Raw genomic sequence first — 17,039 nt, 5'->3', positions numbered from 1 at the left:
GTCTATATACGTTGCACTATGTAGTCGGAAAGTTCGGTTCTCGGTCAGCACACCAACTACGCCGGGGCCTGCAACTGGTGCCTGACCATGGCGACCAGGGGCGCGATCTACACCTCGGCAGCGTCAGCCATCGGAGGTCACGACAACTGCCGGTGCATCGCCGTACCCGAACGAGCGGGAACCGAGTACACCGTGCCCGCCATGGTCCGCGATGCCGACAAGCGGTTCGCCGAGGCCATTCGCCAGCTCAGGGCAGAGAGAAAAGCAGTGACGCTCAACTCGGCGGTGGCCCGGATGGACTCGCTGGCCCGGCGGACCGTAGTTGTTGGTTAGCCTGCGATCAACGCCGCTACCGCGCCCGCTGCGCCTCCCAATAAGGTCGACGCACTGACGACTAACATCTCGTACTGGTTAATCCGGCCGCCCTCGAGCGTACTTGCCACTTCCTGAGCCATTGCAAGTTTGTCAACGTAAGTCACCTTTGCTTCACGCTCGCAGAGTTCGGTTAGTCTTGGCAGGTCCAATCTCGGTGGATCGGTCTCAGTGCCGGTTTGCCTCAAATCTTCGCTCATCCGGAGCCGCTCTTCCAAGTCGAGCTGTTTGGCGGTGATTGTCGCCAGCATCGCTTCACGCGCCAGCGCACCGGCGCGTATGGTTTTGGCGAACCACCCGCGCAGACCGCGACGTGTGTGCACTGAAATAAGCTGTTCCGTTAATTCTGCAACAATATTGGCTCTCGAGTATCGCTTGTTGCGAGCGCGAACTTGGAAATAATATGTCGAAAATTGCTCGCCTATAGCGGAAGCTAGGCGTCCGAATGCGGCGGTCGATTTGATGAGCCCGGAATTGTATAGGAAGATGATGTCGTCATACGCGTTAGTATTTTGCACCCATTTGACATCTAGTTCGTTCTCAATGGTGGCTGAGGGGATCAGCATCATGTTGCCCCAAAAAGGGCTGGGTCCAACGGCTTTGACGCCAATTGGAGCACTAACGCGAGCCAGCTCACGAATGAGAAACTCCCTTATCAGCACAATATACGTAGAGGAGAGAACGTCGGTTTTATCGATGCTCCGGACAAATGTGACAGGGCCGTGATCGCAGTAAAGAGTGGTGAACTGAAAGCGCTCGCTCGTAATCTCTCTTCCGTGAATTAGTTCGGGTTGCATACGGGTCGGTATTGTTATCTTGAATGATATGAATGAGCGCGCTCGCGGTCCAAAATCATAGTCGATATCATATTCATCGACATACTCATCTAGAATATCGAAACCGCCTGGCATTCGCCCAGAAGTACCTGCTACTTCAACCCGCAACTCGGTAATCGACGGTAGAAGTCCAAGGCCCGCTTCTAAACTTTCTTTCCACCACTTTTCGTCTCTCAATTTTTCGAGATTACGTTCATCCGATCCTGAACTCGACTTCGGAACAATCGGCAGGCACCCAATAGCCAACGCTATGACATCGTCGGGCTTGTCTTCATCCATATCAACGCAGTGTAGGGCCAGCCTGGACCGATCAGTCGGCAATGAATGCGCGACACTTCGACACCGCCCGAACGGCGAGGCAACCGATCATGCTCAGGCACGGACAGCAAACACATTTTGACGCCAGTTGTGACGCCAGTTCGGTTTTGTACGTGGGTGTCCGCCTATGCCCGAGACCGCCTCTCAGCTGCGGTGACAGTCAGTCACACACATGCGCGGGACCCCATTTCTTTGACTGGGGGTCAAGTGCCCAGCGCGGGCGCTGATCGTCCCCTCCTGCCACCGCCGTCGTGAGAAGCTCCACCAATGGTCGGCGAAAGAGAAAACCCTCGAGCAGAAGGCGAACGGCTCCAGAACGCGCGTGACGCTCTGGCGGTGTTGAACAGCTACATCCTCGGTGGAGGATCTTGGGACGAGGCGCTCGGCGTGTTCGGGGCCATCGCCCGGGAGGAGCTTGATAGGACAGGCGACAAAGATGCCGCCGTACACGCAACTCTCCGGATGTGGCAGGGAACGATGTCGCTTGCATGGGAACTGCTGATCATCCGTGAGCGCGAAACCGGGATTTCGACCTCGGGCACGCTGCAAGAACTCGGGCTGACTTTTAACCCGCCCAGCGAGTAACCGAGAGTTCAGGGCCTTTCGAGACCTTGCTGAACTTCGCGTTTTAGGCCTACCTCTCGTGAGAGGCTCTGCAGATGGCATTCAAGCTGTTCTTGCATGAGGGTCGTTCGTTCGTTTTCAAGGACAACCAAAAGTGGAAGGTCATTGAAGGCGGCGCGCTGGAGATCACCGAGACTGATGGCTCGCGGACCATCTACAGCCCCTCCTCTTGGGATCGGATCGAAGCTGGTCCGGTAGAGAAGACACCCGCGAAGGTGCACCAGGCGAGGTTCAGCAGGTAATTCGGTAGGCGTTGTGTAACGCGGTTTGCGCTTTTGCCCACGGGCCACGGGCCACGGGCCACACGGTAGCCAGAGTGTTCTTCGCCCAGTCGCAAACATCACCATCTGAAGACCTTCTGGATCGGCGACGGCGGCTGGGCTGATCGGCAGTTGGCTGATGGCACGATCATCGTGACCAGCCCTACCGGTAAGACCTACTCCACCACACCCGGGTGCGCGCTGCTGTTTCCGGGCTGGAACATCACCACCACCGCATCCCCGCCGACCGGAACCCCACCGATCCGGGCCCCCGGATCCGAGGCCAAGATGACCAAACGACAACGCACCCGCCGCCAAGACCACGCGTACCGCATCGCTGCTGAACGCGCACTCAACGCCGCCCACATCGCCGCAACCCAAGCCCGAGCCGCAGAAACCAAAGCCCCACTCGCCCAACGCAGAGCCGCTACCGCACACAACCAACCCCACAGCTGGGAAAACAACACCCCCACCACAAAAGGCGACGACCCTCCGCCGTTCTGACGCGGTGAATCCGCCGACTAGCGGGGGATCTCGCGGGCGATGGTGTCCAGCAGGGCGGGATAGCGTTTGGCCTCGCGGTGACCGCCGGGTTTACCGCTGCTGACCACCCCGGCAGCCAATCCCCGTTCCGGGTCGGCCCAGATGGCGATATCGACCAGCCCGGTGTGGCCGAAGGCGGCCGGTTCGTCGCGGCCGAACGGTCCGAAGCGCTTGGAGCCCAACATGTATCCGGTACCCCAGCGCATCGGCATGAGCCCGGTGGCGATATCGGGTCGCAGGCGGCGGACCGGTCTGGTCGCGGCGTACAACGTCTCGGGCTTCATCACCCGAACACCGTCGAGTTCGCCTCCGCGGCGCAGCATTTCGGCAAAGCGTGACAGCTCGTCTGCAGTCGAAACGGTACTGGAGGACGGTACGACGCTGGTGAGGAATTCACGCGTGTTGGTGAACGGGATGATCTGCTGCGTGGTCCCGCCGACCGCAAGCTTGAATGCCGCAGCGATCGGCGCCGGCAGCGGCTTGCCAGTGACATGGCTGGGTGCGACCAAGGGAACATCTTGCGGCGCAACACCGTAATTCGTCCAACGGAAGCCGAGTGGATCGAGAATTTCCTCGGCCAGCACGTCGCGGATGTTCTTACCGGTTGCGGCGGAGACGATCTCACGCGTCAGCGGACCCCAGGTCAGCGCGTGATACATGTGTACGAGACCCGGCGGGTAGATCGGCTTCAGATTGCCGAGCATCTCGCGGGCATAGTCGCTGTCATCCATCCGCCGCAGATCGGGCTTCGGTCCGGTAGCGAAGGGCACACCTGCGCTGTGGGTTAACACGTGCCGGATGGTCGTGCGATCCTTCCCGTGGCTGGTGAAGGTCGGCAGATACTCGCAGACGCGATCATCGAGGGACAACACACCGCGTTCGGCAAGCAGATGGATCAGCGTCGTCGTCATCGCCTTCGCTGAGGAGTACACGCAAAAGGGCGTCTCCGTGGTGACCACGATCTTCTCGGCATCAGGCGGATCCGCGGGACCGTTGCCCCAGCCGTGACCGATGGCCCGGTTGAGGACCACCCGTCCGTTGTGGCGCAGGCAGACCTGGATAGCGGGGTGCATGCCGGCCTGATACCAGTACCGGGTCGCCTGCCAGATCCGTTCGATCGCCCTTGAGTCAATACCGGAGTGGTCCTCGGCACCGATCGAGGTCACAGCGTCCAGGTCGGCGGGGACGCGAATCCTGCCGTCGTTAGTGAGGTCGGGCACGAACCCCACGCTACGGGTTAGCTTGCGTACGTCGCCGAGTCGAAGGGCCACGAGCTCGCCAGCCAGTCGCGAACCGTGGTCCGCAGGACGCCGTCCAGGTCAGCCACATCGGCCCGGACCCATGACCGCACATCGACGGCGCCTGCCACCTCCGTGGGGTCGAAATACACACAGCCGATGACCTCGTCGACGTCGGGTCGCAGGACGGTGTAGGCGAACGCCAGGCGCTTGTCGAACTCATCGGCGTGCCGGACCAGGTCGGCGAGATTCTCCTCGAGAGGAAGGCCGTCATCCGGTGGCCAACCGTGGTCGGCGAATCCCGGTGTGGTCTGCAGATGTTTGATACTCGACATCCACGCGGCGTAATCCGACTCGTTGTGTTGCGGCCCGAGCGGTTCGAGCCGGAAGTGGTCGGTGTGCAATTCGCGGGGCACCACGAAACCTTCTGGAACCAGCATCCACGCAGCATAGGGGCGCAATGCGTAGGCTCGCAGTGGGAGAAGACATGTGGACTTGGGTGATCGTGGCCGTGGTGGCGCTGTTCGGTGTCGGATTGGTGCTCAGTCAGCTGTTCCGGATGAAGGACTGGCTGAAGAATTCCCCGCCGCTGCCGCCGCCTATTGAACCGCCGGACGACGCAGACCGGTGATGGTTGCGGCCACCGCCTCGGCGACGGCTGCGCGGGCGGGGGCCAGGTAGCGACGCGGATCGGTCACTGCGTCATTGGCCGCGAGGTGTTCGCGCACCCGGCCGGTGAACGCGACATTCAGTAGGGTGCCGACATTGATCTTGGTGATACCGGCGTCGACCGCCCGTCGGAGATCACGATCAGCGACACCCGAGGAACCGTGCAACACCAGCGGTACAGGCACCGCTGAGCGCAAGCGTGCGATCAGTTCGAAATCCAGTGTCGCGGTGCGGGTGGACATGGCGTGGGAGCTCCCCACGGCCACCGCCAGCGCGTCGACTCCCGTCGCACGGACAAAATCCGCTGCCGCACCGGGATCGGTCCGCACCCCGGGCGCATGGGCGCCGTCCTTACCGCCGACCTCGCCGAGTTCGGCCTCCAGGAACAGCCCGTGCGCGTGCGCCCAGTCCGCCGCCGCCTTCGTCGCGGCCACGTTATCGCCGTACTCCAGGTGCGACGCGTCGAACATCGCCGAGCTGACGCCCGCACCGGGCCCGGCGTACAGCAGGTCGAGATCCTCGACGTGGTCGAGATGTACCGACACCGGCACGGACGCCTCGGCTGCGATCGCCAGTGCCGCTGCAGCAATGGGCTTTACGTGTCCACCGTGAAACTTCACCGCGTTTTCGCTGATCTGCATGATCACCGCGCTGCCGGCAGCTTCTGCACCCGCGGCGATCGCCTCTGCGTGTTCGAGCGTGATCACGTTGAACGCGACGATGGCGGCGCCCGCATGGCTGGCGGCTGCGACGAGATCGGCGGTCGAGGCTAGCGGCATGTGCTGACCAGGCTGCTTCGCGCCGCACAGGCCGTAGCGTAGCTGCGCAGGACACCCGCGATCCGATCGATGACCAGGTCCCGCGGATCAGCGGTGATCAGCCCGGCGCGGACCCGGTCGTACTGTTCGGGCAGGTATGCGCTGAGCATCGGTTCCGGAATCTGTTGGGCACAAAGGTTTTTCAGCAGTATCGCCACCGCGTCATCGACCTCGGGATCTGCCCAGTAGTACCGCATCCGGTCGCTGTAGCTGTAGCGACGGGCCAGTGCGCGCTCGTGCGTCGAGCCGGGGTAGTAGCGCTCCCACTGCTCGGGCGCGGCCAGCATCTGCCGCTCGACCACTGCTGCCAGATGTGAACGATGTTGCGGTGCAACAAGTTCCGACTCGATAGCGGCCAGGGCGAACAGCGCCTCACGCATCGCGAACGTCAGGCCCGGTCCGACCTTGAGCACTCGCCAGCCGTCGATGACCAACTCCGTCAGCGCCTCGACGCTCTGGTAGTCGGTGGAGTGCGCCTCAAACGTCATCGTCGGTTCGGCATCGAGGGCGCTGCGCAGCTCATCGGTGCCGTCGTGGTTGTAATCGACCACCCGCCAGTGGTCGAACTCAACTCCCGGCTGGACTACCAGTGCCATGACCTGGGGCCAGACATGGCCGAGACCGGCGCGGTCGAACGCGACGCGATGCGCCTGCAGGGTGACCTCCGCATGCTCGGCGGTAGTTGCGGCCAATTCGTCGATATGGTGCGCCGCCCCGCCGGGGGTGGGCACTTCGGTGCCGATCACATACCGCAGCCGGCCGGTCAGGCCAACGCGGGCGGCCTCCGCTTCGGCGACACCGAGCATTCGGGTGGCGCGCGCGGCGACAACGGCATCGGTCAGTGGCCCGGCGTCATCGGCACACGGATAACTGCAATCAAGATGCAGTTTCGTATAGCCGGCGGCGACGTAGCTCCGCACCAGATCGTCGACAAGGGCCATCGCCTCGTCAGCGGGCAGATGGCGCCACCGATTCGGGCCAAGATGGTCGCCGCCGAGCACGATCCGCTCAACCGGAAATCCCACACGATGCGCAATCTGCTCGACCAGCGCGCGGAAGTCGGCAGGCCGCATCCCGGTATAGCCGCCGAACTGGTCCACCTGATTGGAGGTGGCCTCGATCAGCGCATGTTGATTCCCGTCTTTAGCCTGCTCAAGAGCCGCCTCGATGACCAGCGGATGCGCCGAGCAAACCGAGGTGATGCCGCCAGGATGCACTCCGTCGGCAGGGTGGACGACAACGTCCAGGGGATGGGTCACGCCACCAACCTCACATAATTCGATGCTCGTATGTGTTCATATCGACGGGAATGAACATCTAGACTGCCGGTGTGAAAGCAGAGCGGCTTGGCGAAATTCTCGACCGAGTGGTGGAGAGTGGAAGCGTCGACGTACCGGGCCTCGCCAAGGAGTTCGGCGTTTCTGGCGCCACCATCCGCCGCGATCTGCAGTCGCTGCACGAGCAGGGTCTGATCCGCCGGACGCACGGCGGGGCGCTGCCCAACCCCGGCGGTATGGAGATGCCGATCCGCTACAAGGCCTCTCGACAGCTGCGGCAAAAACGGGCGATCGGGCTGGCCGCTGCAGCGCTGGTCTCCGACGGCGAGGTGGTCGGTCTGACTGGTGGGACGACGGCCACCGAAGTTGCCCGCGCACTGGCTGATCGCCGTGACCTCACGGTGGTGACCAACGCGCTGAACATCGCCGCCGAACTCGTCTCGCGCCCGAACATCAGGCTGGTGGTCGTCGGCGGTAACGCTCGGCATGCATCGTATGAACTGGTAGGACCCGCGGCCGAACAGATGATCGCGCAGTACCACCTCAATGTGGCGTTCGTCGGCACCGACGGATTCACGGTGAGTGCGGGCTGCACCACGCATGACGAGATGGAGGCGCACACCGACCTCGCCTTCATCCGCCAGGCCGCGCGCACTGTCGTCATCGCCGATAGTTCGAAGATCGGCAAGGTGACGTTCGCCCGTATCTGTGGTCCCGAACTGGTGGACACCCTGGTCACCGATTCGGGTATCGAGCCGGACTTTCAGGCTGCCGCTGAGGCGGCAGGCGTCGAGGTCATCGCCGCCACACCCAGATAGCGTCACGTGACCGAAATCCGTTCGCGTGCGCGCTGAGCCGATCCGGTCTCGGCATCGAAGAGGTAGGTCCGGTCAGCCCGCAGCTTGAGACCGACGGTGGTGCCAGGGGCCAGCATGGTGTCGGGCGCCGCCTCTGCGATCACCCGGGCCGGCGACCCGCCCTGCACATCGACCAACGCGTTGACCAGGACGTGGCTACCGAGGGGTTCACACAGGTCGATGACGGCGGGTACCGTGCCGTGGGTCGAAGAGGGTTGCACCTCAACGTGTTCGGGCCGTACTCCGACCGTGACGGGTCCATCTGGGCCTGGGATGACTGCGATATCTGCGCCGGCGATCTGCAGGGTGCCGTGGCGCACCGTGCCGGGCATCATGCTCATCGGCGGGCTGCCCATGAAAGATGCCACGAAGGTGTTGGCCGGCCGGTTGTAGATCTCGTCGGTCGTACCGATCTGCTGCACTTCACCTTTCGACATCACGCATAACCGGTCGCCGAGCGTCATCGCCTCGACCTGGTCATGGGTGACATAGATAGAGGTGACCGGTAGCTCGCGGTGCAGACGCTTGAGGTCGCCGCGGACCTGGGTGCGCAGCTTGGCGTCGAGGTTCGACAGGGGTTCATCGAGTAAGAACGCCTGCGGTTTACGGACCAGTGCGCGTCCCATTGCGACTCGTTGGCGCTGACCGCCCGACAGCTGGCCCGGCTTGCGGTCCAAGAGTTCGGTGATTTCCAACAGCGCCGCGGTGTCGCGGACGCGCTGTTCGATATCGCGTTTGGGCGTCTTGCGTTGGCGCAGTCCGTAGGAGAGGTTCGCGTAGACCGTCATATGCGGATAGAGCGCATAGTTCTGGAAGACCATCGCGATATCGCGCTGCCCAGGCCCCAACTTATTGACACTGACGCCGCCGATTTTGATCTCACCTGACGTCGGTTTGTCCAGGCCGGCCAACAGCCGAAGCGCGGTGCTCTTACCGCAGCCCGACGGCCCGACCAGGATGAGAAACTCCCCATCGGCCACCGTCAGATTCAGCCCTTTGAGGGCGATCAGGTCACCGCCGTAGCTTCGCGTGACATCACAGAATTCCACTTGCGCCATCGATCAGCCCTTCAGGCCTGTGCTGGCCACCGATTGGACGAAATATCTTTGTGCGCCGATGAATACCAGCAGCATGGGTAGCAGGCTCATCACGTTGGCTGCCATCAGTAGCGGCCAACGTACGTGATGCGCGCCCTGGAAGTAGCTCAGCCCCAACGGGATTGTCATCTGCTCGTGAGAGGTGATGACAATAAGGGGCCATAGGAAGTCGTTCCAGGATGTCAGCACTGTCAGCGCGGCCAGGGTCGACATCGCCGGCAACGACAACGGCAGCACGATCTTGAACAGCACACCAAGTCGTGAGGTTCCATCGACTCGCGCCGCCTCCTCGAGTTCCACCGGAACCGTCAGGAAGAACTGTCGCAGGAAGAAGATGCCGAACGCGGTGGCCAGGTTGGGCAGCATCAGCGCGCCGATGTGATCGATGCCAAGGCCGGCCCAGATGTTGTCCCCGAACCATTTCACCACCAGGAACACCGGGATCATCGTGACCTGGAATGGCACCATCAGGGTGGCCATCAGGGTGACGAAAAGTGCTCCGCGCCCGAGAAACCGGATACGGGCAAAGGCATAACCGGCCAGGCTGCAGACGATGAGATTGCTGGCCAGAACCACCAGCGTGACGAGGGCACTGTTGATGAAGAAATGCCCGAATGGTGCCTCGGCCCAGGCGTCGGCGTAGTTCTGGAAGCGCGGAGTCTCCGGGAGCAGAACCGGCGGAAAGTGGTTGGCCTCGCCTTCGGTCTCCAGCGACGTGATGAGCATCCACAACAGGGGGACGATCAACAGGAATGACATCGGGATCAAGACGAGATGCCACGGACTGAAGGGCAGCCGGAAACTCATCCGCTTTCGCGGCGACTCAGGCTGCGGCCCAGTGGTTTCGGTGTGGGGTAGCTCGGTGGTCGTCATGAGTAATGCACGTACCTTTTGGCGATTCGGAACTGCACGGCGGTGACCACCAGGATGACGACGAACAACGCGTAAGCCATCGCGGCGGCGTATCCGGCGTCGAAATGGACGAATGCGCGATCCCACAGGTAGTAGACGATCACCGTGGTAGCTCGCAATGGGCCGCCGCGGGTGGTGACGTACACCTCGTCGAAAAGCTGCAGCGCATTGATGGTCAGCCACACCACCAAGAACAGGTTCGCGGGTCCCAGCAGGGGCACCGTGATGGTACGGAACCGGGTGAACGCGCTGGCGCCGTCGATCGAGGCCGCCTCATGTAACTCTTCCGGAACACCTTGTAGCGCAGCGAGATAGACGATCACCGAGAAACCGGTCCAGCCCCACACCGTCATGGCCACGATCACGAACAACGCTTGCGACGGCGAAGCCAGGAACGGTTGCGACGGTATCCCCACCGAGTTCAGTGCCGCGTTCACCAGGCCGTAGTCCCTGTCGGTCAACCACAGGAAGATGATCCCCTGGGAGATCGTCGAGACCGCCATCGTGATGTACGCCGCGGTGCGGTAGACGGAGATGAAGCGCACCGAGCGGTTCATCGCCGCGGCGACGAACAACCCGACCAGCATCGTGCCTGGCACGAACAGCGCCGTGTAGATGATGGTGTTCTTGATCGACTCGGTGAACACCGGATCGTCGGCCAGCTTGCGGTAGTTGTCCAGCCCCACCCATGGTGTCTCCGGGGTGAGCAGGTCGGAATGCTGAAACGAGAGCTGTAGTGACATCAGCACCGGCAGCAGCCCGAAGATGCCGATCAGGATCACCGCTGGACTGGCCAGGGCCCACCCCGAGACGCTCTCCGAGTCGCCGAAGCGCCCTAGGAATGACGGTCGGGTCTGCGTGACCTGTTGTGGCATCTACCGATCTTCCCGGTCGGTCTATTTGTTGGCGAGCGCGTCGTCGGCTGCCTTGGCCGCGGTGTTCAGGGCATCCGCGGGCTGTGCTTCACCCAGCATGACGGACATGATCGCCTGACCGAGAGCTTCGGAGATGTCTGGATACTGCTCAACGGTGGGCCGGACGGTCTTCACGTTGGACAGGTTTTCCACGAAGGTGGCGCTGCCGGGCAGGTTCTTGTTGAGCTGGTCAAGGACGGACTGATCCTGACCGATCGAAACACGGGTGGGCAGATCGCCGGTGGCCAGCGAGAAGGTCTTGACCTGCTCGGGAGCGGAGAGCCATTTGACGAAATCGACGGCGGCCTGCTTCTTCTTATCGCCGTTGTTGAACACCACCCAGTTATCGGGGCCAGAGATCGTCTGGTGCGCGCCTGCCGAGCCGGCGAAGGTAGGCATGATCTGCACGCCGTACTCGATATCGGTCAGCGAGGACAGATCCCACGGTCCGGTGACCAGCATGCCGATCTTGCCGCTGTTCATCAGCTTGGGGCCGTTCTCATTCGTGGTGTCCAGATACAACGACTTATCGGTGACGGCCATCTGCTGTAACGCGGTCAGCGCCTTGACACCGGCTTCGGAGTTGAACGCGGCGTGCTCGTTATCCGGGGTCAGGATGTTGCCGCCGGCTTCCCAGAGCATCGGGAGGTAGTGCCACACGGTGTCCTCGCTACCGTCGGCGGGGATGAGCCAGCCGTATTGACCCTTTGATGCATCGGTCAGCTTGGCTGCTGCCGAGCGGAAATCGTCCCAGGTCCAATTCGGTGTCGGCGGTTCGATTCCGGTGTCGGCGAACAGTTTCTTGTTGTAGACGATCGCGAGATTGTCGACGAGGGCGGGCACACCGACGATCTTGTCGCCGACGGTCGCGGCTGTGCGTTCGGAAGGATAGAAGTCATCCCACTTCCAGTCGGGGTTCTTCACCTCATCGGCCATATCGACCACCTGGGGTATCTGCGCGATATTCGGTGACCAGGACCCGAACATGTAGGCCACATCCGGGGCACTCCCGCCGCGCACCGCGGTCAGCACCTTCTGCAACACCAGGTCATTGCTGGAGTAGAGCTCGGAGACCTCGACGTCGGGGTGCTCCTTGTTGTACTGCGCCAGCAGGGATTTGAAGGCCTCGCCCTCGGTGTCCTGATAGCCGTGCCAGACCACGATCTTGGTGGGGCCGCTGGCATCGGAGGAGCTGTTGCCACCACCGCAGGCGGCCAGAATCAACGCGAGTACCGCAATCAGCGCGGCTGTTAGACGGGTGCGAGTCACTGTCGGTACTCCTGACGTTGGAAACAACCTGGGCCGGATGAAGCGATTACGCCTATGTTCACAGTCTTTACACACATGAGCAACAGATGGTGCGCATTCGCGCATTTCTCCGCCATCAACGGACAGCCTCGTCACCGGAGGTGAGTACAACCGATCGGGTCAGACCGCGGGGCTGGTCCGGGTCAAGACCACGGGCCTCGGCCACCGCCACGGCGCAGCGTTGCGCCTGAACCAGTTGGGCCAGCGGGTCGAAATCGCTGGTGACGACGGTCGCGCCGGTGGCTTGCACCTGCTGGACCAGCCCAGGAGGCGGGGTGCCGAACATCCACACCAGGCTGTTCGGTCCGGCCACGGCGATAGGTCCGTGGCGGTAGTCCATCGCCGGATACGACTCACTCCAGGCCTGCGCGGCCTCGCGCATCTTGAGTGCCGCTTCGTAGGTGAGGCCGACTGTCCAGCCCGTACCGAGGTACACGAAGTGCTCGAATTCGGTCGGGGCTACCGGCAACGGATCACTGACCGCACGCTCGCCGTCGGCGATGGCGTGAGCCAGATCCTCGCCGAGGCCGTGGCGCAGCAGCGCGAGCGAGGTGGTCGGAAAACGCGTCTGCACCACGCTGTTCTCGTCGGCGAAATCGAGAACGACCTCGTGGTCCGCCAGCGCCGACAGCGGTCCACCGGCGACGGCGGTCAACACCACCTTCGTCGTGGCGTCGATCAGCGGCAGGGCGTCGAGAATCTCGGTGGTGGTCCCGGACCTGGTCAGCGCCAGCACGGTGTCGTAGCGACGGGTCAGTGGCACCTCGGAGCCGTAGGCCCAGTCGGTTTCGCCGTAGCCGGCCTTTTCACGCAGGCCTGCGTACGCCATCGCCACGAACGCCGAGGTTCCGCAGCCGATCACCAGCATCCGCTGGCCGCGAGCGGTCAGTTCCGCCGGAACCGGGCCACCGGCGACCTGCCGCCAGAGCGCGGGCTGGGACTCAATCTCGAATGTGGTCGCGGACATGCCGCCCATTATGTGCACAAATGCGCAAAGTGAGCAAGAGTACGCAGAAATTGCTTGTCGAGATTGCGCGTATCGGTGGTGGTGGTGTCAGATCCGGGCGGGTACCCGGAGCGCTTCGGGCAGCAGATCGCCGTGTGCGATCGTCAGATCCGCACACAACTGCCAGATCTCGTCGACAGACAGCGTCGCGGCGGTGTTCGGGTCCACCATCGCCGCCGCAGGCACCAGTCGAGGATCACCATCGACCGCGGCCCGCACCGCCAGATCCACCGGCCCGAGGAAGGACCGGTTCAGGGCCGCGCACTGGGGCGGGAGATCGCCCACCTTGATCGGGTGCGCACCGAGCTTGTCCAACAGCGTCGGCACCTCAACGGCCACCCCGTTGGGCAGGTTCGTGATCAGACCGTCGTTGACGATATTGGCGGAGATCACTCGCGGCGTGCCGGTTTCGAAGGAGTGGATCACCTGCGGTGCGTATTCGGTGGAGCTGGCATCGATAGCGAGGGTGTCGCTGTGTTCGAGCTCCGCGCGGACCCGGGTGTATTCGGCCAGGTTCTCCTCACTGATGCCGACATACTCCCCGACGTTGAGTCGGAGTCGGGCCACCTCGTCGGGCCGACGCAGGTACCACGGGACGTACTCGCTGGAATGCTCGCTGGTCTCGGTGGGGTAGTAACCGAGGCGGCGGTACATGTCGACGCGCACCCGTCTACGGAGTTCCGGATCGGCGGCGATCCGCTCATCCAGCAGTGGATAGAGGTTTTGACCAGCGCGTTCCCAGCGCAGCACCCAGGCCTGGTGGTTCACCCCGGCGGACCAGTAGGAGACCTCGTCGAACGGCACCCCGATCAGTTCGCACAGCCCGACCATCGTCCAGTGCACCGAATGGCACAGGCCGAGCACCTTGAGTTTCGGCGCGACGTGGTGCAGGTAGGAGATGTTCATCGCCATGGGGTTGGTGTAGTTCAGCAGCCACGCATGGGGGCAGACAGCCAACATGTCGGCGGCGATTCCGGCCAGCACCGGGAACGTCCGCAGGCCGCGGAAGATCCCGCCGATGCCGATCGTGTCGCCGATGGTCTGGTGCAGCCCGAATCGCTCCGGGATCTCGAAATCCCGGACGGTGGCCTCGTGCATCCCGACCTGGATGGTGTTGATGACGTAGTCGGCGCCGTCCAGCGCCCCGCGACGGTCGGGTGCGGTGACGATCTCGGGGTGCGCGCCTGCCGCGCGGGCCGTCGCGTGCGCGATCGCTTCGGCGGTTTCGAGCCGCTCGGCGTCGATATCGTGCAGAACCACCCTGACCGATGTCAGCTCGGGCATGGAGAAGATATCGCCGAGCAGCTCGCGGGTGAACTCGGCGCTGCCGGCTCCGATGATGACGATCGTGGGCTTCATCCCTGAAGTATTGCGCATTTTGCGCACATCACTCAATAGTGTGCAAACATGAACATCATGCGACCGCCAGAGGTGCTGGTGATCGGGGACGCCAACCCGGATCTGTTGATGACCGGTGATCCCGAAAATTTGGTTCCGCAGTTCGGCCAGGTCGAGAAGTTGGTGGACTCCGCTGATCTCCTCCTTGGCGGATCGGCGGCCATCGCCGCGTGCGGCCTGGCCCGGCTCGGAGTTCCGACTGCCCTGGCTGCCGTTGTCGGAGCCGATCACTTTGGGGAGTTCGTCCGCGGCGAGCTGATCGCCGCGGGGGTGGACACCCGGTGGGTACGTACCGACCCAACCGTCGCCACCGGCCTCAGCGTCGTACTCTCAGCGGGGGATCGGGCGATCCTCACTTTCCCAGGTGCGTTGGGCCACACCGGCGCTGACGTCGTCGACGCCGATCTGCTCAGCAGCGTTCGGCACGTACACAGCGCGTCGCTGTTCCTGCTACCTCGGTTGGCGCCGCACCTGCCGACCATCTTCAGCGCCGCCAGATCCGGGGGCGCCACCACGTCTTTGGACACGAACTGGGACCCGGCCGAAAGGTGGGGCGGAGTGCTCCCGCTGTTGGGCGAGACCAATATCGTCTTTCCGAATGCCGCCGAACTGCTCGCCATGACACGGAGCTCCGATATCGAGACCGCGGCCGCCCAGATCGTTGCTCTTGGCTGTCACGTGGCTCTCAAAGATGGTGCCAAGGGCGGGGTGCTGTGGGAGGGCGGGCCGGTTATCACTGTGCCGGTCGTGGCTACCGATGTCGTCGACACCACCGGTGCAGGTGACTCCTTCGATGCCGGCTTCATCAGCGGGATGCTCGAAGGTCTTTCCGGCGCAGCCTGTTTGGAGCGTGCAGTGAGGTGCGGGAGCCTATCTACCCGGGCGGTCGGTGGGACGGCCGCGCAGGCGAGACGCGCTGACCTGTTTGGCGAATCCGACTAACCGCGGAGCTCGTAGCGCCGGGTGTCGGCGACGAAGCAGGCCATACTGCCGACGAAGCCGATGACGGCGATGGTTCCACCGAATGCGGCGAATGCGGCGTGCCCCAGCGTGAGCCCGGCCAGTCCGATGGCCAACGCGATCACGGCGAACAACAGAAGGAAAAGCCCTAGGCCGCTGGCGGCTTCGCCGTCAGAGACGTTTGTGGTCGTGGGGTCGCTCATCACCATGATCCGCTTGATACCCAGGTGGGGCATCGGCCAAACGAGGTTTTCTGAGGCATCATGCTCTTCGTGCCCACCAAGAAGCCCACCAAGACTGTCCTGTGCTTTGGCGACTCGCTCACCTGGGGATGGGTTCCCGCAGTCGCGGGTTCCCCCACCGAGCGGTACCCGCGCGGCACCCGCTGGACCGGTGTCCTGGCCGACGGTCTTGGTGAGGATTACGTGGTCATCGAAGAGGGGCTCAGTGCCCGCACCACGAATATCGACGACCCGACGGATCCCCGGCTCAACGGCGCGGCCTATCTACCAGCGGCATTGGCGAGTCACCTGCCGCTGGACCTGGTGATTCTGCTGCTGGGTACCAATGACACCAAGGTGTACTTCGACCGCACGCCGTTCGATATCGCCACCGGGATGTCCACTCTGGCCGTGCAGGTACTCACCTCCGCCGGTGGCATCGGCACCACTTACCCGGCCCCCAAGCTGTTGGTGGTCGCCCCGCCACCGCTGGCTGCGATGCCTGACCCGTGGTTTCAGCTGATGTTCGCGGGCGGGCAGGAGAAGTCGGCGGCGCTGGCCGAGGCCTACCGCGCGATGACGTCCTTTTTCAAGGTGCCGTTCCTCGACGCGGGTTCGGTGATCAGTACCGACGGCTGCGATGGCATCCATTTCTCCGAACAGAACAACCACGACCTTGGCGTGGCGCTGGCTGAGCAGGTGCGTGCGTTGCTGAGCTGAGGGATCAGCTGGCGATGTCGGCGCCAATCTAAGCACTCTGATACGCAGTCTCGATAGGGACGTTGCTCAGAGCAGGCGGATTGTTGCCAAAACTTCTCTTAACAGGTTATTAGTCGTGACTCGCAAGTACCTTAAGTTAGCGGATTAACGTCACACCCAGGTTGAGCTGACAGCGACGTATCAGCCAATTCAGCCGCACAAGCGAAACGAGGGTGAACATGAGCGTTACCGCTACCGCCTCAACTCCGAGCGTCAAGTTTCGGTACGGCAACCCCCTGTTCGACTGCCACGGCGCCCAATTGCGGGCACAGTGCCGCCAGCTCGCCACCGTCGTGACGGTGACCGGCCGGGTTGACGCGAAGAACATCGACGCGCTCAGCAAGGAGGCGCGTCGTTTCATCTTGGCCGAGAAGCCCTTCGTTCTGGACATGAGCGGCGTCGATTCCTGTGGCGCACTTGCTCTTCCGTTCCTGCGTACGGTCGACGAGCAGTGCCGCTCCGCCGGTGTGGAGTGGGCGTTGATCCCTAGCCCCGCCGTGACCCGGCGGTTGCGCGACGATTACTTCGTCACCACCGCGTCCGTGCCGGACGCTCTCGAGCATTTCGCCGACGAACTGCACACCCGGCGCAGGCTGCTTCCGCTTCTGGCCAAGACCGCCTAACGCGTCGGCCGGATGGCCGACGGGGTAGA

The 17,039-nt window shown here is 63.0% G+C and carries 21 protein-coding genes; 9 read left to right on the top strand and 12 right to left on the bottom strand.

Annotated features, from left to right (window positions below; translation table 11 throughout):
• Positions 1–87 precede the first annotated feature (87 nt).
• The gene (locus ADBZ9O_RS01165; protein ID WP_526527655.1) at positions 88–333 is read left to right on the top strand and encodes a VG15 protein; all 246 of its coding nucleotides are present in this window, start codon (positions 88–90) and stop codon (positions 331–333) included.
• Here ADBZ9O_RS01165 and ADBZ9O_RS01160 read toward each other — a convergent pair.
• Positions 330–1,487 (bottom strand): hypothetical protein, encoded by a 1,158-nt coding sequence (locus ADBZ9O_RS01160; protein WP_526527654.1) that lies wholly within the window; start codon positions 1,485–1,487, stop codon positions 330–332. The two genes, ADBZ9O_RS01165 and ADBZ9O_RS01160, sit on opposite strands and share 4 nt — an antisense overlap.
• A gap of 306 nt (positions 1,488–1,793) precedes the next feature.
• Between ADBZ9O_RS01160 and ADBZ9O_RS01155 the strand changes: the two genes are divergently transcribed.
• From ADBZ9O_RS01155 to ADBZ9O_RS01145, 3 genes are all read left to right on the top strand, one after another.
• Positions 1,794–2,111, top strand: coding sequence for a hypothetical protein (locus tag ADBZ9O_RS01155; RefSeq protein WP_526527653.1), 318 nt, complete (start codon positions 1,794–1,796; stop codon positions 2,109–2,111).
• A 74-nt stretch (positions 2,112–2,185) separates the two neighbouring features.
• A complete protein-coding gene (locus tag ADBZ9O_RS01150) occupies positions 2,186–2,392 on the top strand; it encodes a hypothetical protein (protein ID WP_526527652.1) in 207 nt (68 codons plus the stop codon).
• Between the two features lie 171 nt (positions 2,393–2,563).
• Entirely contained in the window at positions 2,564–2,914 is a 351-nt protein-coding gene (locus ADBZ9O_RS01145) for a hypothetical protein (RefSeq protein WP_526527651.1), read from the top strand.
• 17 nt (positions 2,915–2,931) lie between these two features.
• Here the strand turns inward: ADBZ9O_RS01145 and lipE are convergent, their stop codons facing one another.
• On the bottom strand, positions 2,932–4,173 hold the full coding sequence (lipE, locus tag ADBZ9O_RS01140; RefSeq protein WP_526527650.1) for a lipase LipE: 1,242 nt from the start codon (positions 4,171–4,173) through the stop codon (positions 2,932–2,934).
• 17 nt (positions 4,174–4,190) lie between these two features.
• Positions 4,191–4,631, bottom strand: coding sequence for a GNAT family N-acetyltransferase (locus tag ADBZ9O_RS01135; protein WP_526527649.1), 441 nt, complete (start codon positions 4,629–4,631; stop codon positions 4,191–4,193).
• A 47-nt stretch (positions 4,632–4,678) separates the two neighbouring features.
• On the opposite strand from ADBZ9O_RS01135, the gene ADBZ9O_RS01130 reads away from it, so the two are divergent.
• Entirely contained in the window at positions 4,679–4,822 is a 144-nt protein-coding gene (locus ADBZ9O_RS01130) for a hypothetical protein (RefSeq protein WP_526527648.1), read from the top strand.
• On the opposite strand, the gene ADBZ9O_RS01125 is transcribed toward ADBZ9O_RS01130, so the two are convergent.
• Both ADBZ9O_RS01125 and ADBZ9O_RS01120 read right to left on the bottom strand, forming a co-directional pair.
• Positions 4,791–5,639, bottom strand: coding sequence for a class II fructose-bisphosphate aldolase (locus tag ADBZ9O_RS01125; protein ID WP_526527647.1), 849 nt, complete (start codon positions 5,637–5,639; stop codon positions 4,791–4,793). The genes ADBZ9O_RS01130 and ADBZ9O_RS01125 overlap by 32 nt on opposite strands.
• Entirely contained in the window at positions 5,630–6,937 is a 1,308-nt protein-coding gene (locus tag ADBZ9O_RS01120; RefSeq protein ID WP_526527646.1) for a D-tagatose-bisphosphate aldolase, class II, non-catalytic subunit, read from the bottom strand. The genes ADBZ9O_RS01125 and ADBZ9O_RS01120 overlap by 10 nt, the downstream gene beginning before the upstream one ends.
• 71 nt (positions 6,938–7,008) lie before the next feature.
• Here ADBZ9O_RS01120 and ADBZ9O_RS01115 point away from each other — a divergent pair, with 71 nt between their 5' ends.
• Positions 7,009–7,773 carry a DeoR/GlpR family DNA-binding transcription regulator gene (locus ADBZ9O_RS01115; protein WP_526527645.1) on the top strand — a complete coding sequence of 255 codons (765 nt, stop codon included), beginning with the start codon at positions 7,009–7,011 and terminating at the stop codon, positions 7,771–7,773.
• A 2-nt stretch (positions 7,774–7,775) separates the two neighbouring features.
• Here the strand turns inward: ADBZ9O_RS01115 and ADBZ9O_RS01110 are convergent, their stop codons facing one another.
• From ADBZ9O_RS01110 to ADBZ9O_RS01085, 6 genes are all read right to left on the bottom strand, one after another.
• Positions 7,776–8,870 carry an ABC transporter ATP-binding protein gene (locus ADBZ9O_RS01110; RefSeq protein WP_526527644.1) on the bottom strand — a complete coding sequence of 365 codons (1,095 nt, stop codon included), beginning with the start codon at positions 8,868–8,870 and terminating at the stop codon, positions 7,776–7,778.
• Positions 8,871–8,873: 3 nt separating this feature from the next.
• On the bottom strand, positions 8,874–9,782 hold the full coding sequence (locus ADBZ9O_RS01105; protein ID WP_526527643.1) for a carbohydrate ABC transporter permease: 909 nt from the start codon (positions 9,780–9,782) through the stop codon (positions 8,874–8,876).
• Positions 9,779–10,696, bottom strand: coding sequence for a carbohydrate ABC transporter permease (locus ADBZ9O_RS01100; protein ID WP_526527642.1), 918 nt, complete (start codon positions 10,694–10,696; stop codon positions 9,779–9,781). The genes ADBZ9O_RS01105 and ADBZ9O_RS01100 overlap by 4 nt, the downstream gene beginning before the upstream one ends.
• 21 nt (positions 10,697–10,717) lie before the next feature.
• On the bottom strand, positions 10,718–12,004 hold the full coding sequence (locus tag ADBZ9O_RS01095) for an ABC transporter substrate-binding protein (RefSeq protein WP_526527641.1): 1,287 nt from the start codon (positions 12,002–12,004) through the stop codon (positions 10,718–10,720).
• Between the two features lie 115 nt (positions 12,005–12,119).
• Positions 12,120–13,010: an SIS domain-containing protein gene (locus ADBZ9O_RS01090; RefSeq protein ID WP_526527640.1), complete on the bottom strand. Its 891-nt coding sequence runs from the start codon at positions 13,008–13,010 to the stop codon at positions 12,120–12,122.
• Between the two features lie 87 nt (positions 13,011–13,097).
• On the bottom strand, positions 13,098–14,408 hold the full coding sequence (locus ADBZ9O_RS01085) for an alpha-glucosidase/alpha-galactosidase (protein ID WP_526527639.1): 1,311 nt from the start codon (positions 14,406–14,408) through the stop codon (positions 13,098–13,100).
• 48 nt (positions 14,409–14,456) lie between these two features.
• Between ADBZ9O_RS01085 and ADBZ9O_RS01080 the strand changes: the two genes are divergently transcribed.
• The gene (locus tag ADBZ9O_RS01080; protein WP_526527638.1) at positions 14,457–15,389 is read left to right on the top strand and encodes a carbohydrate kinase family protein; all 933 of its coding nucleotides are present in this window, start codon (positions 14,457–14,459) and stop codon (positions 15,387–15,389) included.
• On the opposite strand, the gene ADBZ9O_RS01075 is transcribed toward ADBZ9O_RS01080, so the two are convergent.
• On the bottom strand, positions 15,386–15,610 hold the full coding sequence (locus ADBZ9O_RS01075) for a hypothetical protein (protein ID WP_526527637.1): 225 nt from the start codon (positions 15,608–15,610) through the stop codon (positions 15,386–15,388). The two genes, ADBZ9O_RS01080 and ADBZ9O_RS01075, sit on opposite strands and share 4 nt — an antisense overlap.
• Positions 15,611–15,679: 69 nt before the next feature.
• On the opposite strand from ADBZ9O_RS01075, the gene ADBZ9O_RS01070 reads away from it, so the two are divergent.
• Both ADBZ9O_RS01070 and ADBZ9O_RS01065 read left to right on the top strand, forming a co-directional pair.
• On the top strand, positions 15,680–16,348 hold the full coding sequence (locus tag ADBZ9O_RS01070) for an SGNH/GDSL hydrolase family protein (RefSeq protein ID WP_526527636.1): 669 nt from the start codon (positions 15,680–15,682) through the stop codon (positions 16,346–16,348).
• Between the two features lie 218 nt (positions 16,349–16,566).
• On the top strand, positions 16,567–17,010 hold the full coding sequence (locus ADBZ9O_RS01065; protein ID WP_526527635.1) for an STAS domain-containing protein: 444 nt from the start codon (positions 16,567–16,569) through the stop codon (positions 17,008–17,010).
• The last annotated feature ends 29 nt before the right edge of the window (positions 17,011–17,039 follow it).

The organism is Mycobacterium sp. (assembly GCF_965229105.1).
In the GTDB taxonomy this organism is placed as follows: domain Bacteria; phylum Actinomycetota; class Actinomycetes; order Mycobacteriales; family Mycobacteriaceae; genus Mycobacterium.
The sequence above is the reverse complement of the archived record's forward strand: the minus strand, read 5'-3'. Positions and strand labels throughout refer to the sequence as shown.